Here is a 15758-nt window from a genome sequence, read left to right as displayed (position 1 = left end):
CGACTTACAAACGCCAATGCAACGTGGGAGCTGAACATGCCAAGAGACTTAACGAGAGTCCTGCGCCATGATGTCACTCAGCGTACACATAATGACTGGGCGATCGCTATCCCGGTTGGAATGGTGATCGCGGGCCTGCTGGGCTTCGTCGCCTTTTATCCGAAGCCGGCGCATGTATCCAAAGCCGGACAGGCTGAAACCGTGGGCATCGTCGCCGCTAAACCGGAGCCAGTCCCGGCTGCAAGGAAGCCGGTCCGCTACGAAGCGACGATCGAAAACTGGAAGCGCTACCGCGCGGCAACCAAACCTGCCGAGCATCCTCCGGCGGATTGAGCCCTCAAGCCATCTTGCACTGCATCCTTCAGCCCCGGGCTGCACCGAAAGGTGCTCGCAACCGAGGCCGGGCCGGCATAGCCTTGCACCCGCCTGGCTGGATCAACCGGCCGGCGCATATCCTGGGAGGGAGTGATGACACGCGACGTGCAGCGCGATGCGCAGTCCATGATTTCACGACGAACGCTGGTCCACGGCCTGGCGCTCGCCGCCGGGGCCACCGTGGCGGGGGCCGGCACCGCGCTGGCCCAGCAGGGCGCGGTGGGACCGCCATCCGTGGTCACCACCCCGCCGCGCGATTTCAGCCCCCGGGGCGCGCCGACCACCTATTTCTGGGACCCCGATATCATCGCGGTCGATCCGTCGTTCAACGACCTCGCCCAGCCCAACGCGCCAATCCAGCGTCTCCATACCGGACTATTGTGGGCCGAAGGCCCGGCCTGGAGCTCGCAGGGCCGCTATCTCCTGTGGAGCGACATTCCCAATAATCGCCAGATGCGGTGGACCGAGGATGACGGCCGCGTCAGCGTGTTCCGCACCCCGTCCAACAATTCCAACGGCAACTCGTTCGACTTCCAGGGCCGGCAGCTTTCCTGCGAACATCTCACCCGCCGGGTGGTGCGCTACGAGCACGACGGCACCGCGACCGTGCTCGCCGATAATTTCGGCGGCAAGAAGCTCAACTCGCCGAACGACGTCGTCGCCCATCCCGATGGCAGCTACTGGTTCACCGACCCGCCCTATGGCGGCCAGCTCTATGAGGGCGAACCGGACGTTGCGGGCGGCCCCAGCAATCCCGGCGGCAAGCTCAACCCACGGATCGGGCAGCCGGCCGGCTTTGTGCCGGGCAAGCGCGAGCTGCCGACCAATTGCTACCGCATCGATCCCTCGGGCCGCGTCGACCTGGTCGTGACCGAGGAGCAGGTGCCCGACCCCAACGGCCTGTGTTTCTCGCCCGATTACAAGAAGCTCTACGTCGCCAGCACCGGCAAGGGGCCCGGCGATACCGGGCCGGGCGGCAAGGGCGACATGTTCGTGTTCGATGTCGGCACCGACAACAAGCTGTCGAACCACAAGCGGTTCAGCGACTTCATGGTCGACGGCGTCAAATGCGGACCGGACGGCGTGCGCTGTGACGTCAACGGCAATGTCTGGGCTTCCAGCAATGCCGGCCGCGCCGTCGGTTACAGCGGCGTGACGATATGGTCACCGGACGGCAAGCTGATCGGCCGGATCCGCCTGCCCGAAGTGTGCGGCAACGTCTGTTTCGGCGGGCCGAAGCGAAACCGCCTGTTCATGGCCGCGAGCCAATCGCTCTACGCTGTGTACACCGCAACCCAGGGTGCCGGCCCGGGCTGAGCCGCTCGGCACCGCACGAAGAACAAGGCGAAGCCGGCGCAACCCGCCGGCTTCTTCATGCCGCACAGCCCTCGATGCAGTCTGGTCTCGAGAAGTCCTGTCTCGAAAAACTTCGGGCATGCGCACGGTTGTGCGCGACCATGCGCATGCGTGGGGTCTCCGCAGTCATACGGAGCCAAATCGCGGCGCCTGTGTGCTAGATTGAACAGACGCTTTACCACTACTCGATATTAATCTCGGCGTTTCATTACCAAACAATATTTCGACGAGGGCCCGGCCGGTGTGCCGGGCTTTTGTTTTTCGGCCGTGTTCGGATGGCAGGTCAGCGGAGTGTCTCAACGCGCGCAGGACGGATCGAACCCAACGGTCCTCAATAGTCGCGGCGGGGCTTCTTACTGCGTCGCTTTCCGCCCTCGTAATAGGGATTGACGACGCATTGTGCGGCGCGGCCCGATGCCGACATATTGCACTGTGGGATCGAGGTGTAGCCGCATTCGAAGTAAAAATCGTTCCGGCCCGTGTAGACCTGCAGGCAGACGGGATACTTCGGATCATAGGTCTGGGCGTGAGCCGACGGCGCAGCCACCACCGCCGCAATCGCCAATGCAGCCAACGTCAGAATGCGCATCAGAACTCCTTCGACGGCAGAATTGCCCGCTGCCGCCGGGATAACCCCGCGCGGGTGCCGGTAGTTCCTCTCGGACAAACCGCGCATGCCCGATCCGGAAACCCCGACGCTAGGCCGCTCCGTCGATAGCGGCCAGCCTGCAGCCGTTTGAACCCGACGGCTGCGGCCAAGCTTACTCGCGATCACTTGCCGATATTTCCAGCGATTGTGCTGGTCGCGTCGTTCATGGCCCGGAGCATGTTGGTGGTCAGCTGGATGGCCATTTGCCGCTGAGACAGCAGGCTTTGCAGACGGATCATGTACAGTTCGCCACCGCAAACCCGGTCGAGTTCTGTTTCTGCCAATTCGTGCGCAAGGTTATTCATGTCGTTTGTCCCCTGGTGGATGTTTCGCTCGATGCCGAACGTTCGATCAGCGGATCGGGAAAACGACCTTCGGCAGCGGCTGCTTCGGGAACAGCAGCTTCAGGATGTCAAGGATGCAGCCGCCTTCGGTGACGCCGCCGGCCACGATCTCCAGTTCCTCGATCGCCAGTTCACGGTTTTCGGTATTGGGCTTGGTCATGACATTTCTCCATCGGTTGAACATGAGGTGAGGAGCGATTGCTCGTCATGACGCAACACTACGCTTGCCGATTGCGGATCACCGTGACGATCATCACACGATCCGGAATGAACGATACGGATGGGGCCGATGCTACAAACCGTGATCTAGCTCACGGCAGGTCACTCGCACGAACCTAGCCTGCCCTGTTTGACGATGCGGATGGTCCCTTCGTCCCACGACAGGAGACAGATATGGAATCCGGGCAAATCGAACCCAACCCGCTTAGGGAAACCGAACTCGATACCATCTCGGGCGGCCGCACGTGTAACCACGCTCCGCCCAGGATGGAAGTAAGCATACCGTTCGGCGGCCAGGTGCTGGTGATCTGGGCGACCCCCACCTGCTCCGGCACCTATTGGTACGTGAAGTAATGCGCAGGCCGGCCCCTTTGAAGGAGGCGTTGGTGGCTGCAGGTCTGCTCGATGAATCCGGAAAGCGGCGCGAAGCTGCCTGACGTGGCTTACTGTTTGCCGGCGGTTGCGACCGGTTCGACCACCTGCTGATCGACGACGCCCAGGCGCCCCGGCAGCGCTCCCGAACGTACCAGCATCGCGACGTTGTTGGCGTCTTCGATCGTAAAGTTGCCCGAAATGATCGCCGAGCCGCCCGTGACCGGCTCGCTGATAATCGACTCCGACAGCACCTGGTCGTCAACGACGATCGCGAACGGCTTTGTGATATTCTCCTGCGTGATGGTGGCGAAGCGCCGGGCGCCGCGCGCATTCATTGCCTGACCAGTTCGCGAAGGCGCTCGGCGAACCCTGCCTCTGTCGGCATCAGCCGGATCAGCCCGTCACCGCTGTCGGCAATGCTGATCGTCTGTGCGCCGGAAGGCGAGTCTTTCGTGGATGGCATCAGCTTGGCCAGCACGCGCTGCCGGTCCTTGGGTTCGGCAATCCGGACCTCGACGCCGCCGTCGCGCATCGCCAGACCGGAGAACGGAATGCGCCCTTCCCGCACGGTCCGATACACATCATCGCGCAGCTCCGTCACGACGGCTTCGCGCAACGCGGCGCTATCGACCTTGAACAGAATCTTGGAGCCGCCTTGCTTGGCCAGCGCCTGCTCGGCTTTGGCTGCGATCGCCGCGCGCGCCTTGTCGACCGCTTGCGCGTCATCGGACGTGCCGCGCGGGGCGGCTATGGCCGAACACGCGGCAGACGCCAGCATGAAGGCGACGATAAACCCAGCCGTCTTGCCCCGCACGTTCATGGTCACAGCGTCCTCTCATCCGGCGGCACTGATGTGCCAGTCCTTTAGTGCCGGAGGCGCGCGCCGAGGTTCAAAGCCCTTGCCAAAGGCCCAGGGCCAATATGAACTCCCGTAGCACCTCAGACTGGGAGACGTCACGTGAGCCCGATCGATACGCTGTTTACCAACGCAAGATTCGCTGACGGTTCGCTCAATGATGTCGCCGTCGCGAACGGACGCATAAGCTCCGTTTCGAGGGCGGGAACCCATATCTCCGCCGGTGCGCCGACACGCGATCTCGGCGGCGCGCTGATCGTTCCCGGATTTGTCGAAGGACACATCCACCTCGACACCAGCTTCTATGGCGACGACTGGAAGCCCCACAAGCCCTATACCAACGGCTTCAATGTCCATGAACGCGTCGCCCTTCAGGCGCAAAATTTCGCCGAAGCGGCTCCCGTGGAAGTCCGCGCCCGAAATCAGCTCGAGCTTTGCATCGGCCATGGATCGACGCATATGCGCAGCCATGTCACGGTAGACGGCACCATCGGGCTACAATCGCTGGAGAAGATTCTGGCGGTGCGCGAGGCCTACCGGGGTATCATCGATATCCAGCTCGTCGCGTTCCCGCAGAGCGGTATCCTGCAAAGCCCCGGGACAGCTGAACTGCTCGATGCAGCGGTGGCGATGGGCGCTGATCTCGTCGGCGGCATCGATCCCGCGAGCTTTGATCGCGATGTCGAAAAACATCTGGATGTCGTGTTCGGCGTTGCCGAGAAACGTGGCGTCGGCGTCGACATTCATCTGCACGATAGCGGAACGCTTGGAATCTTCGAGATCGAACAGATTGCGGCGCGGTCGCGCGCGCTCGGCATGGGCGGCCTTGTCGCGATCAGCCACGCCTATGCGCTCGGCGATGTCGCCCTCGACATCGCCAAACGCACGGCCGACGCTCTGGCCGAAAGCGACGTTGCGATCATGACCAACGCGCCCGGACGCCGGCCCTTTCCACCTGTTGCCCTTCTGCGCGAGGCCGGCGTCACCGTATTCGGCGGCAGCGACAATATCCGGGACTCCTGGTGGCCATACGGCGATGGCGACATGCTGGGCCGCGCCAACATGATCGGCTACCGCTCCGGCTTCAACACCGACGACGAATTGGGGATTGCCTTTGACGTCGTGACCAGGGCCGGCGCGAAAGCGCTGCGGCTTGAAGGCTACGGGCTTGAGGTCGGCGACAAGGCCGATTTCGTGACTTTGAATGCGCAACATGTGCCGGAGGCGGTGGTGGCGATACCTCGCGGGCGATCGGTCTACAAAAATGGAAAACCCGTGGCGCACGATGGACAGTTGGTCCGATCGTAAGTTTGCCGGGCTCCCGATCTTGACCGACTAGCTACCATTCAACGCTTGTTCAGGCGCCAGCCCATTTCCCAGAAGTCGGCTTCGAGCCGGGTTGCTTCCTTGAAGGTTGCGATCAACTCGGCCTCGCGGGCCGGCGTCGCGTAGCGATCGGCAAGCGATTCCAGATGCGCCCGCGCGTTGGCCGCGACCTCCTGATAGGGTGCGCCGGCATATTCGGCGATCCAGACGCGATAAGGGTTGGTTGCGACTAGCGCGTTCGGGTGCGCGGCGAGCCTAGTTGCGATCTCGGCGTAGCCGATCACGCAAGGCGCCAGCGCCACCTTGAGCGACAACAGGTCACCGCGCATTCCGGCGTCGAGCACGTAGCGGGTATAGGCCAGCATCTCGACCGCCGGAGGGGCTTTTTCGAGATCGCCGGGCGACAGCCCCCAGCCGGCGCAGAGTTTGACGTGCAGGTCCATCTCGACGTCGAGAATGGCCGAGAGGCCGGCCGCCGCCTCGCGCATGTCCGCGAGCTGAGGCGACTTGTAGACCGCGAGCGCGTAGGCGCGCGCAAACTCGATCAGGAACAGATAGTCCTGAACGAGATAGTGACGAAACGCCGCCTCGGCGAGCGAGCCGTCGGCCATGGCGTTCGTAAAGGCATGCCCGGTGTAGGCGCGCCACTCGGCGGATGCCGCGGTCTTCAGTCGCTCGAAGAAACTCATGATCTTTCGCTGGGCTGGCTTTTCAACGGGTGGCCTGTCCGGTGATAACAGACCACTGCGGCACCGGACAATGCCGCTCTGCCCAGAAGCATTTCACAGCCCGACGGAGCACGACGGCAGCGTGAACGCTGCTGCGACGTTTTGCGCCTCGGCCAGCTTTCCGGCGCCGGAACTCCGCGGCACAGGCGGCCGTTGACATGTATGGCAACCGTTCTGCGAAAACCCGTGATTATTGCCGTGATTGTCGCGGCAATCTCGATTACCACCATCATCCTGGTAGATCACACCAACCTGATCGTTGACCGACGGGCGCCCCAGACGCCTCCCGGAACGACATTCAACACGGTGAACGACGCCGGCGCGACGGTCACTCCGACCCGTCCTGAATCGGCGATCAAGCCGACGCCGCCCGGCCCGGCACCGGTTCAGCCGGCCATCCCGGCCAAGTAGCCGACGGCCTCGCTGGCGCTGAATCTCGGATATCGGGCCGCGCCTTGCGCGGGATCCCCGGCCCTACCGGGTCACTTGGCGTAGCCCTGCGATCGGAGCCACGCGACCTTGCGGTTTCCGTTCATCCAGTCGTCGGCATCTGCCTTGCTGGTCAGCCCGGTGATCACGCGTTGTTCGCTGCCCGGATAGTCTGCCTGGATAGTCCAGTCGTCATCTGCGATCCTGACGGTCTTGAAGGTCACTTTTGCTTTTGCCATGAGACCTTATGCACCATCCCGAGGCGACTGTGTGAGGTTTTCTCACGATTGGAACCAGCGCGGAGGCAACGAAAAAGGCCGAACCGGGGCAGCCTTATCGTTCCAGCACATAGCGGACTCGTTATGCTCAGTTCTTCCGCTAATGACCGACCCACAGCGGACTTCGGGCCAGTGCCTGTGTTCCTAGTGGCCTAGTTTAAAATCGTGGCCTGATTTGAGTTGTTAACGATTTCGCGATGTGAGCAATCTTGACCACTATGTCGACCTGCGGACATGCCAGATTATCCCATCACCGCCCCGCCATCGGCTTCCATCGGTGATGAGAACGCGAGTTGCGCTCCCGCCTCCTCAAGAATGGAGCAGCGCCATGCAGCGACGCCACTTCAAACAATCCGCTCCACTAGATCAACGACTAACGCTCGAGGCGGAACGCCTCCGTAAAGAAGCCCAAGGCACCCCGCCGGGGGTTATTCGCGACAAGCTCATTCGCCAAGCCAGACAGGCCGAAACAGCTTCGCACATGCATGAATGGCTCACGTCTCCCGGCCTGCAAGCGCCACTCTGATGCCGGAGTATCGCGCTTACATCGTAGGCGAGGACGGGCACTTCATCGGATACGAGCCGCTGGTCTGCGCCAATGACAGTGAGGCCATGGAAAAGGCCAAACGCCTTTCAAACCGTGGCCCGGTGGAGCTTTGGAGCGGGCCCCACCAAGTCGCTCGGCTGGGGGCGGCAGAGACTAGCGACTATGCCATAACGCACGAAATACGCGATGGCCACAGGGTCCCTAAACCCGCAGAGCACCCTAAGTAGGGCCGCCTCATTTGGCGAAACCCAACTATCCTGTAATCTTCGCCGACATGTCCTACGACGCCGCCAGATTTCGCGGGCAAGCTGGCGATTGCCGAGACCAGGCCGAGCGTGCGGTGACCTTCGCGAAAGGCGTTGCTCTTCTATCGAGGAGGGCAGTGATTAGATAGGAAGGGGGCAACCCAAGGAGTTGCCATGAAAAAGCCTCTGACGATACCGGACGAGCCGCAACCCCGCAACATCACACGCGCTGACCTTGTGATGACCGAGGGCTTTGGCTTGGAAGTCGATGGGCGGATGAAGACAGTATTTCCAACGCTTCAAGCCGCGCAGAAAAGGGCGAGGGATCTCAAAGCCCAGTTTCCGATGCTCCAAGTCAAGGTGTACGACGCTGCGGAAAAGAAGATGCTGGAGTTGTCGCCGACTGAGTGATGCTATGAGACCATGAAAATTGACCAGATTATCCGACCAGCGGAAGCGAACGTCGTCGGCTTTTGGGCTGCGCGACGGTGAGACGAGACCTTGCCGATACGCGTGCTGACTTCCAAAATTGACCCGGAACCTCATAACCATCGTTCGTACTAAGGAACGACGTTCTCATAGGGATTGGTGGCCTGTTGGGTGATGCCCGGATCAAACTATCTGGTGCATTATCGGCGTCATGTCAGACGACGCAGCCAGGCCGTAAGCTAGCTGACGAATGCCGAGAATAAGGCGAGCGGGCCCTTAACCCGCTCGATAAGGAATCGTGGCTGCGGCTCGCGGGCGAATGGACGAAGATGGCGCAAACCGCCGAACTCAGGCTCAAGAGAGAGTAAGGCAGCTCGTAAGTACCCTAGTCGGCGGCATTTTTCTCGGTCTCGCGCGGTAACTCGCCACGATTTTCGGCAGTCTCTTCCGGATCGCCGGGCGTTTTGCCGGCCATATTTCCCGGGTTGTAGTGAAACTTGCCCTCCGGGTTTTCGCCGGGCTGCTTTTTGTTTGGGTTTCTTGCGTTGTCGTCGGCCATCAGGCGTTCCTTTGGAAGGAGGAACGACGTTTAACAGAACTGCGCTGGTTACGTTCCTGTACGAGTGGCCTGCGGTGGCCTAATTTGAGTGTTTAACTAGTTCGCGATGTGAGCTGTATTGACCAGTATCTCGGCTGCCGGATATGCCAGATTGCCCCGGTCACCGCACCGCCCCGTTTGGCCCTTATCGGTGATGAGAACGCCCGGTTGCGCTCCCGCCTTCCTCGATGGAACGGAGCAGCCCTATGCAGCAAAGACAGCACTACACACCACCTGAAATCCTCGAGCAACGTCTTGCCGAAGAAGCACACTGCCTGCGCGAGCAAGCCAAATTGCTTCCACCTGGCGCGGTTCGGGAGGCCACGATCCGCAAGGCCCGACAGGCCGAAACCGGATCGCACCTGAGCGACTGGCTGCGATCTCCCGGCCTGAAGGTTCCGAACTAATGCACGCATTCAGCGATAACTACACCTTGGGCAAGTTCAACCCGCCCTCATACGCGAACTGGCTCGCCGAACTTCGCGCCCTGTTTCCTGTCCCGGATGAATTCCTTCTGGCGGATGCGATCTTCAGCTTCCCAATCGCATTCAAGGAAGGAAAGACGCCGCAACAGGCTTACGAGGCGTTCGATATTTTCGTCAGCGCGGAGGCTTGAACATGAACGGCAACAGCCGTAGGCCGCTGCTGACCGCTCCATCCGCCCCCGCATGCTCTTCGGCTGCTTCAATCTGACGTGCATTTCCCTGAAGGCGCGAGATAGCTCAGGGCGAGGCTGCCTCGTTCATCCCGGCTGTGAAACCTTCATCGTGCGGCACTTTTACTTCAGGACGTCGGCGGCGTGAATGGTATGGTAGGCGTCCCACCGCGGGGAACGGAACCGGACATGCCAAACAATACCGATCAAGCAAAATTTGATCCAAAGGAGTTTCTCGCCAAGGTGGGCGAAGGGAAGACTATCCTTGAGTTTCGCAAGGATGAGGTCGTCTTCGCGCAGGGCGATGCGGCAAACGCGGTGTTCTACATTCAGAAAGGCCGAGTTAAGGTCGTTGTCCTATCCGAGCAAGGCAAGGAAGCCGTGGTCGGCATTTTAGGACCCGGCCAGTTCTTTGGCGAAGGCTGCATGAACGGCCATTCGCTGCGGATCGCGACGACGACAGCGATGGAGGAATGCCTGGTGACCGCGATAACGAAGAGCGCCATGGTCGCGGCACTGCACGATCAACCCAAGTTTTCCGAGCTGTTCATGGCCTATCTGCTGACCCGCAACAGCCGGATAGAAGAGGACCTGATCGACCAGCTCTTCAACTCCAGTGAAAAACGGTTGGCGCGCCTGCTGCTCCTGCTGGCGAATTTCGGCAAGGAGGGAAGCCCTCAACCGATCACTCCGAATATCAGCCAGGAGACATTGGCCGAAATGATTGGAACGACACGATCCCGCGTCAGCTTCTTCATGAACCGATTCCGCAAGCTCGGCTTCATAAGCTACAACGGAAAAATAGAGGTCAACAGTTCATTGCTGAACGCGGTCTTGTACGACAAGCCCGAGATCAAGCGCGAATTGTAAAACGATAAGGAATTGCCCCCAGGCGTCACAAGCCAACTCGCCGGGCGCGTCGCTAGGGCTTCGCCAGCAAATCCGCGATCTGGAAAGCGCTACGCTACTATCAATGCCAATCAATGTTGGTAGTCGAGTGCGGAAGCCGCCAGCCGATCGTTCATCCGGCTGATCGAACGAAACCGCTATTGCGCCGATATGAACTGGAAATGGCCGAGTGCCTGAATACCATGTCGACTGCTCGGAATTGACTCGCTATTGGACCGTTAAAAGGCGCAGGGTGATTTATCACCGTTTCGCGCTTTCGGCTGTTGTCGGTGACTGAGAGTGTTGAGCTCCCGCCTTGGTGAAAGGGAGGTCCCATGCCCAAGAATTCCCCGCCTCCGATCTGCCCGAAGTGCAGCATGCCTATGCGATTTGTGCTCGTGAAGACGGGAGGACGCAAGTTCCGCTGCGTCGATTGCGATGTAACAGGCCTCCTTAAATTGCCGGAGGTCACCCAGCTTCACACGGGCGAATTAAGACATCCGGGCTAAATTACCTCCGTTGGCTTTGATGCCGAAACTTACTGAGAGGCTGGCATTCATCCGACAGGCATCGGTCTTTGGAGGTCATCATGAATGACGCATTCTCGCTCTCAATCTCGGTAGGTATCATTGCCTTTGGATTTTGCATTGCTGCTAGCGCGATCGGCGCTGGCTCGTCTTGGGCCTGGATGCTCATAGGACTACTTCCCGTCATTGTAGGTACGATCAGCCTTTATCTGGCGATTCGCGAAGTCAATGTTGCGCAGCGGAATTGAGATTCAGTGAGTGTGGAGGACGGCAAGCGCCTGCCTCAATGGGGGTGTTCTCAAAGAAGGAGGACTTCCATGAAACTTCGCGCAACATTGTTCTTTGCGGCCGCACTTGGCGGCGTCGCTGCCGTGGTTGCCCCTGCTACAACGGCCGCGGCTGAGCCTAACAGCCAGATCACCATCCTCTATGACGCTTTCGGCACCTGCCGCAATGAAGAAGGATTGGGGCTTCTCCGCGCTCGTGGAGGTCGCCGGTAAACCGATCTTGTTCGACACTGGCAACGATCCAGACATCTTCGCAGCCAACGTCAAGGCGAAGGGTATTGACCTCACCAACATTGGCAAGGGGCTAGGTCAGCATCCCTCACTTGATCTTCCTTGAGCCGCGCCCAGCTTTAAGGAAGGTTAGGTTTGATCGATAGGTTCTCGCACCGGCTAGCACCAACAAGAGACATAAGAGACCCATAGCGGCCACTGTCTGAGGCTAGAGCAAAGTCGAGCGCATCAATCCCAACTGTAAACGAAAGGACCGCCGGTCTCCGGCGGTCCTTTTGTTTGGGTGAGCCGGGGCGATCAAGGTCCTCGTGATATGCTTAAGCCAAAGCAAGGAGGGCTGGCATCATGCCTACCGGATTATTCAAAACACCCGATCAGTCGGCTCAGGTTGAATACGACGGCGTTTCCATCCCGATACCTAGGTCGACATACGAGAAGAACGGCTACAAGCCCGATTTCGACAAACTGCCCCTCGAAGACGAATATAAGGCGGCCCAGGAGAAGTTGCGTAATGCCCCAAGAAGCGGACATCTCGCATTTATGAGTACGCGTCCTAGCGCTCAAGGCGGATGAGCTGGAGCGCCATCCGCCGTTCGAACCCAAGACAGGATGGCGGACTGAGCCGCCGCCTGTTCATCGGGCGCGCCTTGCGCGACACGTCGGGCTCACTCCGCTGCGGCGCTGACCGAAACAGGCCGCGCGCAGATCAGTACCGGTCGTAGTAGCGGCCGCGCGGATAGTAGGCGTGGGCGTGCATGGGGTTGATGCCACAATAGGCGTCGGTCCCGTACGCGGTCGCCATGCACTGCTGATAGCTGGAGAACTGGCAATTGCCGGGATAGCCCCACTGGCGGCCTTGCAGGCAATAGCGATCCTGGATGCGCTCGGCTGCGGGCGCCGGCGACATCGATCCGACGACGGTCAAGGCGGAAACGGCTGCCAGAATGGCAAGGGAAACATTGCGGCGCATGGTCGAAGCTCCTTGAATTGCTATCAATCGCTTTCGATAGATAGACGGGCTAGCCCCTCGAAAAGTTCAACCCGGGCGGATTAATTCCTGGTGATGTTCAGGGGGTTGATGACGTGGCTGGTCGCTGCCGGCGGATGATATCTGTTGTTGGGGTGCATCGCCGCCGCAACGAGCAGGGCGAGAATCACGAAGCCGGCTATCTTGCGCATCGTCCCGCTCGGTGCTTGGCGAGGGCTCGCCGTTGATCCGGAGCGAGTGTGCCGAGGCTGTTCTTGCAGGAATGTGATGGGAATCACAAAAGCCGTCCAACTGAAGCGGCCGTGTTGATGCTGAAGCCTAATAACGAAGCCTTGACCGAGGCGGCTAAATTCGAGGGCGTGCGGCGGGAGAAGGCGCGCTAGTATCAGTGATTGTGTTGCGCGCGTCCGTGCCGAAGCTTTGCGGCAGACGTTACGCTCCAGCAAGCGGCCTCGACAATAAACCCGCGAGGCAGTTCTGGTTGGCGATTTCGAGGGATGTTCCGATGCGCATTTTGGCTTTGACGTTTCTAACGATTAATCTGGTTGCCGCAGCCGAACAAGCTCCGGCGCAGACCTATGACCCGGCGTTTCCAGTTTGTGCGCATGTCGTTCCGTGGGGCGGCGGTTCGTTTGAAGATTGCACCTACTATACGATGGCCCAATGCGCGGCATCGGCTTCCGGCCGCGCTGCGCAGTGCCAGCTCAACCCGTTTTACGCTGGTGCGGCAGCGCCGAGACAAGGCGAGCGGCGTTATCGCCGGGGCTACTGAGCTGTCTAGCAGGCCCCCGTTGGCGGCCCTATTCATCGGCTGCCCGATTTCGAAAGGGCCCGGTCGACCGCCAGTACCACCTGCGTAATGGCCTCGCTGCGCGTTTTCGTTTCACCGCTTTTGGTGGTGTGGTCGTCAAGCGTCACCGCCCATCGCCACGAATTGGGCTGGTCGCCTTCGAAAATCAGGTAATTCTTGCCGCGGTATTCCATCGGAAAAAATCGATACTTGTCTGCAATCAATGCCGGTCGCGCTAATCTCCCAACATACCACGGTTCTGCATCCGGCCGCACGGTGAAATTTGTGCCGCCGCAGCCGAACCGGTCGCCGCGCTGGCAGGCCCGAAGCTTCCAAGGCCATCAGGCTGGCCCCTGCCCTCCCTGGCAATGATGACGGGCCTGACAAGGCTCAATGAAAAGGCCGCAATGAGATACTGGTTCTATTTCTCCTTCAGCCCTCGCGGCAGCGCGTCGCGCAAATGGACGGTATCCAGCACGTTTCCTGCCTCGTCCGCGATCAAAATCCTCATCGGCATGCCGTCGATGGCGAGGACGATCCACTCGGCAAGCATTTCGCGCGCCGCCAGCAGCGCTTCCCGGCGCGCGGCTTCGAGGTCGGGCAGTTCGGTGCCGTCGGGATCGGTGTCCAACTCATCGATGTGAAAGTAATATCGCGGCATGCTGGTTCTCGACTACCAACGCTACTCAACATGCACATTGCAATAAGTTGCTCTGTCAGTCGGCGAAGAGGTGCCAGGGGTCGCCAAGTTTTTCGTCCCGACGTCGCCTAGCGAGCAGACGAATGGCAAAGGGGCGGTTAGCGTGGAACATCATCGCCCGATTCCCCAGGTATTTATCGGTGACAGACAGACTCTACTGCGCTCCCGCCTTCCCCGGAGCACAACCATGGCGCGGCATTATTTCCACCTGGCGAATGGCACGACCGGGTAACGTCGCATCGCCACGCGCCACGCCTGCCGGGCACAGCCGGCCGGGCCGCCCGTCGCCTGCTATGCCGGCGGCTCTGTTACGCTGCATGGGTCGCCGAAGCGCTCCAGCCTGATCACGAGGCGCGTGCCACTCCAAAGCTCGATATCGCAACCGCCGAGCAGTCGCCTGGCCCGGACGATGGCGTCGGCATACCGGGACAGGTAAAGGCGCGTGAGCCGGTCATATGCCGTCCTGGCCGACCGTATACGCGCGGTACTTGATCACTTGCGCGATGCCAGCCCCGACGATGCCAACCCTGGCGGCGACAGCCACCGGTTCATGCGTGAAGCTGTCTCAGCCTGTTGCGCCCGGCGCAAAAGCAGCTCCCGGGCTGTGCTGCCGGCAGGTTGCTCTTCAGCCGCTTCCTTGAACCGCAGGGCCTCTTCCGCCAGCCGCTCCTCGAAAGTGGCCGTGTGCTTGATCCGTCTTCTGGTCTGGACCATGGCCTTGTCCTCACCCAAAACGCCCTTGTCCGATTCTAATCCGCAGTCGACCGGATCGTCTGTCCGCTGCCCGACATTTCAAACCCTCGCCATGCCGGCCCGATGCTGGTGGCATGCGTTCGCCTGCGCGCGAAACTTGCGTCGTGTTACGCTGGCATGGCATCGGGAAAATCGCACGCCCGGGCGGCAGCTTTCAGCCGTCGAAGATGCGCGCGTAGTGAGAATTGACGGCCGCATCGCACTCGCAAGCGCGCTGTTGAATCCTGGCAATGTCGATGATGTGAACCCGGCCTCGCGCATAGGAGATCAATCCGGCGTCCTGCAATTTCCCCGCCACTGCCGTGACGCTGGTTCGGCGCACGCCGATCATCTGGGCGAGAAATTCCTGCGTCAGCGGTATGTCGTCGCCGACGAGTTGCTGCATCCTCAGGAGCCATTTGCAGGTGCGGGAATAGACGTCATGAACCGCGTTGCACGCACAGGTCTGTTGCACCTGCGCGAGGAAGAACTGTTCATAGTGCATCAGCATCTGCCGGAGTTTAGGATTCTCCCGGGTGAGATCGCGCAGCCGGTCGGCATCGACAACCGAAGCGGACCCCGCAACCAGCATCACGACATGGTTCAGGGAGATCTTGTGATCCATCGCGGGGCCTGCGCCGTACTGACCGTCCCTGCCGATCATGCCGGTTTCGATCCGGCCTCCGTTGGACAACTCGACGACACAGGAAATGATGCCGCCATGGGGGAAGTATACCCTCTGGACATGCGCATGGGTTTCCGCGATCGCAAAACCCTGACGCAGTTCTGCGATGATGAGGTGCGGCTCGAGGTGCGCGAAGGTGGCGCGATCGAGCCGGGACAAAAGTTGATTTTCTCGATGACCGCGCATGGCGCTCTCTTTGGAGAAGGCGGGAGCGCGACGAACTCTCAGTCACCGAAAGAAGCCCCGGACGGCGCGGTGATAATGTCATCTAGCAGACATTTGCGGCCTTCGTCTGTCTTGTAGGCAACTTATGGGGGCGACGCTGCCAAGGAGGCTGCCAGGCTGGAATTCGACCACTCAGGCCGAACGAGGCGCGCGGCGCTAGAGCAACGCAAGCGCGATACCAAAGCACGTTATCAGCGTCGCGGTGCTCAGTGACACCACGACCAAAGCCTCTTCCTTGCGCTTTTCCAAATTGTCCATCCGGACTTACGTCGACGGAGCGGCTTTGTTCCGCTACT

The 15758-nt window shown here is 60.5% G+C and carries 26 protein-coding genes; 12 read left to right on the top strand and 14 right to left on the bottom strand.

All coding sequences use genetic code 11. The annotated features are described in order from the left end of the window. Positions 1-36: 36 nt before the first annotated feature. Both JQ574_RS20570 and JQ574_RS20565 read left to right on the top strand, forming a co-directional pair. Complete coding sequence (locus JQ574_RS20570) at positions 37-333, top strand: hypothetical protein (protein ID WP_212210181.1); 297 nt, start codon at positions 37-39, stop codon at positions 331-333. Positions 334-468: 135 nt separating this feature from the next. Then, a complete protein-coding gene (locus JQ574_RS20565) occupies positions 469-1692 on the top strand; it encodes an SMP-30/gluconolactonase/LRE family protein (RefSeq protein WP_212210180.1) in 1224 nt (407 codons plus the stop codon). A 370-nt stretch (positions 1693-2062) separates the two neighbouring features. Here the strand turns inward: JQ574_RS20565 and JQ574_RS20560 are convergent, their stop codons facing one another. The 3 genes from JQ574_RS20560 to JQ574_RS20550 all read right to left on the bottom strand — a co-directional run bounded on the left by JQ574_RS20560 (position 2063) and on the right by JQ574_RS20550 (position 2884). Then, positions 2063-2320 (bottom strand): DUF3551 domain-containing protein, encoded by a 258-nt coding sequence (locus JQ574_RS20560; RefSeq protein WP_212210179.1) that lies wholly within the window; start codon positions 2318-2320, stop codon positions 2063-2065. A 182-nt stretch (positions 2321-2502) separates the two neighbouring features. After that, the gene (locus JQ574_RS20555) at positions 2503-2685 is read right to left on the bottom strand and encodes a hypothetical protein (RefSeq protein ID WP_212210178.1); all 183 of its coding nucleotides are present in this window, start codon (positions 2683-2685) and stop codon (positions 2503-2505) included. Between the two features lie 46 nt (positions 2686-2731). Then, complete coding sequence (locus tag JQ574_RS20550; protein WP_212210177.1) at positions 2732-2884, bottom strand: hypothetical protein; 153 nt, start codon at positions 2882-2884, stop codon at positions 2732-2734. A gap of 233 nt (positions 2885-3117) precedes the next feature. Between JQ574_RS20550 and JQ574_RS20545 the strand changes: the two genes are divergently transcribed. Next, complete coding sequence (locus JQ574_RS20545; RefSeq protein WP_212210176.1) at positions 3118-3297, top strand: hypothetical protein; 180 nt, start codon at positions 3118-3120, stop codon at positions 3295-3297. 89 nt (positions 3298-3386) lie between these two features. Here the strand turns inward: JQ574_RS20545 and JQ574_RS35205 are convergent, their stop codons facing one another. Further along, positions 3387-3653 carry a SecDF P1 head subdomain-containing protein gene (locus tag JQ574_RS35205; RefSeq protein ID WP_249119489.1) on the bottom strand — a complete coding sequence of 89 codons (267 nt, stop codon included), beginning with the start codon at positions 3651-3653 and terminating at the stop codon, positions 3387-3389. Continuing rightward, positions 3650-4144 (bottom strand): hypothetical protein, encoded by a 495-nt coding sequence (locus JQ574_RS35200; protein ID WP_249119488.1) that lies wholly within the window; start codon positions 4142-4144, stop codon positions 3650-3652. Before JQ574_RS35200 ends, JQ574_RS35205 begins: the two co-directional genes overlap by 4 nt. A gap of 132 nt (positions 4145-4276) precedes the next feature. Between JQ574_RS35200 and JQ574_RS20535 the strand changes: the two genes are divergently transcribed. Continuing rightward, positions 4277-5482: an amidohydrolase family protein gene (locus JQ574_RS20535; RefSeq protein WP_212210175.1), complete on the top strand. Its 1206-nt coding sequence runs from the start codon at positions 4277-4279 to the stop codon at positions 5480-5482. A gap of 38 nt (positions 5483-5520) precedes the next feature. Here the strand turns inward: JQ574_RS20535 and tenA are convergent, their stop codons facing one another. After that, positions 5521-6189 carry a thiaminase II gene (gene tenA, locus JQ574_RS20530; protein WP_212210174.1) on the bottom strand — a complete coding sequence of 223 codons (669 nt, stop codon included), beginning with the start codon at positions 6187-6189 and terminating at the stop codon, positions 5521-5523. Between the two features lie 225 nt (positions 6190-6414). Between tenA and JQ574_RS20525 the strand changes: the two genes are divergently transcribed. Then, positions 6415-6639, top strand: a complete 225-nt coding sequence (locus JQ574_RS20525; RefSeq protein WP_212271724.1) for a hypothetical protein — start codon at positions 6415-6417, stop codon at positions 6637-6639. A gap of 71 nt (positions 6640-6710) precedes the next feature. On the opposite strand, the gene JQ574_RS20520 is transcribed toward JQ574_RS20525, so the two are convergent. After that, positions 6711-6896, bottom strand: coding sequence for a hypothetical protein (locus JQ574_RS20520; RefSeq protein WP_212000504.1), 186 nt, complete (start codon positions 6894-6896; stop codon positions 6711-6713). Between the two features lie 1005 nt (positions 6897-7901). Between JQ574_RS20520 and JQ574_RS20515 the strand changes: the two genes are divergently transcribed. After that, the gene (locus tag JQ574_RS20515; RefSeq protein ID WP_212002261.1) at positions 7902-8138 is read left to right on the top strand and encodes a hypothetical protein; all 237 of its coding nucleotides are present in this window, start codon (positions 7902-7904) and stop codon (positions 8136-8138) included. 403 nt (positions 8139-8541) lie between these two features. Here JQ574_RS20515 and JQ574_RS20510 read toward each other — a convergent pair whose 3' ends face one another. Beyond that, on the bottom strand, positions 8542-8715 hold the full coding sequence (locus tag JQ574_RS20510; protein WP_212210172.1) for a hypothetical protein: 174 nt from the start codon (positions 8713-8715) through the stop codon (positions 8542-8544). A 245-nt stretch (positions 8716-8960) separates the two neighbouring features. Here JQ574_RS20510 and JQ574_RS20505 point away from each other — a divergent pair, with 245 nt between their 5' ends. The 5 genes from JQ574_RS20505 (at position 8961) to JQ574_RS20485 (ending at position 11448) form a co-directional block, all read left to right on the top strand. Then, positions 8961-9161 (top strand): hypothetical protein, encoded by a 201-nt coding sequence (locus JQ574_RS20505; protein WP_212002266.1) that lies wholly within the window; start codon positions 8961-8963, stop codon positions 9159-9161. Next, the gene (locus JQ574_RS20500; RefSeq protein ID WP_212210171.1) at positions 9161-9370 is read left to right on the top strand and encodes a hypothetical protein; all 210 of its coding nucleotides are present in this window, start codon (positions 9161-9163) and stop codon (positions 9368-9370) included. The genes JQ574_RS20505 and JQ574_RS20500 overlap by 1 nt, the downstream gene beginning before the upstream one ends. A 228-nt stretch (positions 9371-9598) precedes the next feature. Then, entirely contained in the window at positions 9599-10279 is a 681-nt protein-coding gene (locus tag JQ574_RS20495; protein ID WP_212210170.1) for a Crp/Fnr family transcriptional regulator, read from the top strand. 607 nt (positions 10280-10886) lie between these two features. Beyond that, the gene (locus JQ574_RS20490) at positions 10887-11072 is read left to right on the top strand and encodes a hypothetical protein (RefSeq protein ID WP_192739913.1); all 186 of its coding nucleotides are present in this window, start codon (positions 10887-10889) and stop codon (positions 11070-11072) included. A 205-nt stretch (positions 11073-11277) separates the two neighbouring features. Continuing rightward, complete coding sequence (locus JQ574_RS20485; RefSeq protein WP_212210169.1) at positions 11278-11448, top strand: hypothetical protein; 171 nt, start codon at positions 11278-11280, stop codon at positions 11446-11448. A 600-nt stretch (positions 11449-12048) separates the two neighbouring features. Here the strand turns inward: JQ574_RS20485 and JQ574_RS20480 are convergent. Beyond that, complete coding sequence (locus JQ574_RS20480) at positions 12049-12312, bottom strand: DUF3551 domain-containing protein (protein WP_212210168.1); 264 nt, start codon at positions 12310-12312, stop codon at positions 12049-12051. 80 nt (positions 12313-12392) lie between these two features. Continuing rightward, positions 12393-12521, bottom strand: a complete 129-nt coding sequence (locus tag JQ574_RS35545) for a hypothetical protein (protein ID WP_283813755.1) — start codon at positions 12519-12521, stop codon at positions 12393-12395. Positions 12522-12835: 314 nt separating this feature from the next. Between JQ574_RS35545 and JQ574_RS20475 the strand changes: the two genes are divergently transcribed. Then, a complete protein-coding gene (locus JQ574_RS20475; RefSeq protein WP_212210167.1) occupies positions 12836-13102 on the top strand; it encodes a DUF3551 domain-containing protein in 267 nt (88 codons plus the stop codon). Between the two features lie 32 nt (positions 13103-13134). Here the strand turns inward: JQ574_RS20475 and JQ574_RS20470 are convergent, their stop codons facing one another. From JQ574_RS20470 to JQ574_RS20455, 4 genes are all read right to left on the bottom strand, one after another. Continuing rightward, a complete protein-coding gene (locus tag JQ574_RS20470; protein ID WP_212210166.1) occupies positions 13135-13314 on the bottom strand; it encodes a hypothetical protein in 180 nt (59 codons plus the stop codon). 227 nt (positions 13315-13541) lie between these two features. Further along, entirely contained in the window at positions 13542-13781 is a 240-nt protein-coding gene (locus tag JQ574_RS20465; protein WP_212210165.1) for a DUF6894 family protein, read from the bottom strand. 531 nt (positions 13782-14312) lie between these two features. Further along, entirely contained in the window at positions 14313-14534 is a 222-nt protein-coding gene (locus JQ574_RS20460) for a hypothetical protein (RefSeq protein WP_212210164.1), read from the bottom strand. A 193-nt stretch (positions 14535-14727) separates the two neighbouring features. Next, positions 14728-15423 carry a Crp/Fnr family transcriptional regulator gene (locus tag JQ574_RS20455; RefSeq protein WP_212210163.1) on the bottom strand — a complete coding sequence of 232 codons (696 nt, stop codon included), beginning with the start codon at positions 15421-15423 and terminating at the stop codon, positions 14728-14730. Positions 15424-15758: the final 335 nt, after the last annotated feature.

This window comes from Bradyrhizobium sp. AUGA SZCCT0158, assembly GCF_018130065.1.
In the GTDB taxonomy this organism is placed as follows: Bacteria; Pseudomonadota; Alphaproteobacteria; order Rhizobiales; family Xanthobacteraceae; genus Bradyrhizobium.
The sequence above is the reverse complement of the archived record's forward strand: the minus strand, read 5'-3'. Positions and strand labels throughout refer to the sequence as shown.

Bases quoted from the DNA above. Each gene is read 5' to 3' on its own strand.
- JQ574_RS20570 (WP_212210181.1), top strand. From the start codon at position 37: ATGCCAAGAGACTTAACGAGAGTCCTGCGCCATGATGTCACTCAGCGT.
- JQ574_RS20565 (WP_212210180.1), top strand. From the start codon at position 469: ATGACACGCGACGTGCAGCGCGATGCGCAGTCCATGATTTCACGACGA.
- JQ574_RS20560 (WP_212210179.1), bottom strand. From the start codon at position 2,320: ATGCGCATTCTGACGTTGGCTGCATTGGCGATTGCGGCGGTGGTGGCT.
- JQ574_RS20555 (WP_212210178.1), bottom strand. From the start codon at position 2,685: ATGAATAACCTTGCGCACGAATTGGCAGAAACAGAACTCGACCGGGTT.
- JQ574_RS20550 (WP_212210177.1), bottom strand. From the start codon at position 2,884: ATGACCAAGCCCAATACCGAAAACCGTGAACTGGCGATCGAGGAACTG.
- JQ574_RS20545 (WP_212210176.1), top strand. From the start codon at position 3,118: ATGGAATCCGGGCAAATCGAACCCAACCCGCTTAGGGAAACCGAACTC.
- JQ574_RS35205 (WP_249119489.1), bottom strand. From the start codon at position 3,653: ATGAATGCGCGCGGCGCCCGGCGCTTCGCCACCATCACGCAGGAGAAT.
- tenA (WP_212210174.1), bottom strand. From the start codon at position 6,189: ATGAGTTTCTTCGAGCGACTGAAGACCGCGGCATCCGCCGAGTGGCGC.
- JQ574_RS20520 (WP_212000504.1), bottom strand. From the start codon at position 6,896: ATGGCAAAAGCAAAAGTGACCTTCAAGACCGTCAGGATCGCAGATGAC.
- JQ574_RS20515 (WP_212002261.1), top strand. From the start codon at position 7,902: ATGAAAAAGCCTCTGACGATACCGGACGAGCCGCAACCCCGCAACATC.
- JQ574_RS20510 (WP_212210172.1), bottom strand. From the start codon at position 8,715: ATGGCCGACGACAACGCAAGAAACCCAAACAAAAAGCAGCCCGGCGAA.
- JQ574_RS20505 (WP_212002266.1), top strand. From the start codon at position 8,961: ATGCAGCAAAGACAGCACTACACACCACCTGAAATCCTCGAGCAACGT.
- JQ574_RS20500 (WP_212210171.1), top strand. From the start codon at position 9,161: ATGCACGCATTCAGCGATAACTACACCTTGGGCAAGTTCAACCCGCCC.
- JQ574_RS20495 (WP_212210170.1), top strand. From the start codon at position 9,599: ATGCCAAACAATACCGATCAAGCAAAATTTGATCCAAAGGAGTTTCTC.
- JQ574_RS20490 (WP_192739913.1), top strand. From the start codon at position 10,887: ATGAATGACGCATTCTCGCTCTCAATCTCGGTAGGTATCATTGCCTTT.
- JQ574_RS20485 (WP_212210169.1), top strand. From the start codon at position 11,278: ATGAAGAAGGATTGGGGCTTCTCCGCGCTCGTGGAGGTCGCCGGTAAA.
- JQ574_RS20480 (WP_212210168.1), bottom strand. From the start codon at position 12,312: ATGCGCCGCAATGTTTCCCTTGCCATTCTGGCAGCCGTTTCCGCCTTG.
- JQ574_RS35545 (WP_283813755.1), bottom strand. From the start codon at position 12,521: ATGCGCAAGATAGCCGGCTTCGTGATTCTCGCCCTGCTCGTTGCGGCG.
- JQ574_RS20475 (WP_212210167.1), top strand. From the start codon at position 12,836: ATGCGCATTTTGGCTTTGACGTTTCTAACGATTAATCTGGTTGCCGCA.
- JQ574_RS20470 (WP_212210166.1), bottom strand. From the start codon at position 13,314: ATGGAATACCGCGGCAAGAATTACCTGATTTTCGAAGGCGACCAGCCC.
- JQ574_RS20465 (WP_212210165.1), bottom strand. From the start codon at position 13,781: ATGCCGCGATATTACTTTCACATCGATGAGTTGGACACCGATCCCGAC.
- JQ574_RS20460 (WP_212210164.1), bottom strand. From the start codon at position 14,534: ATGGTCCAGACCAGAAGACGGATCAAGCACACGGCCACTTTCGAGGAG.
- JQ574_RS20455 (WP_212210163.1), bottom strand. From the start codon at position 15,423: ATGCGCGGTCATCGAGAAAATCAACTTTTGTCCCGGCTCGATCGCGCC.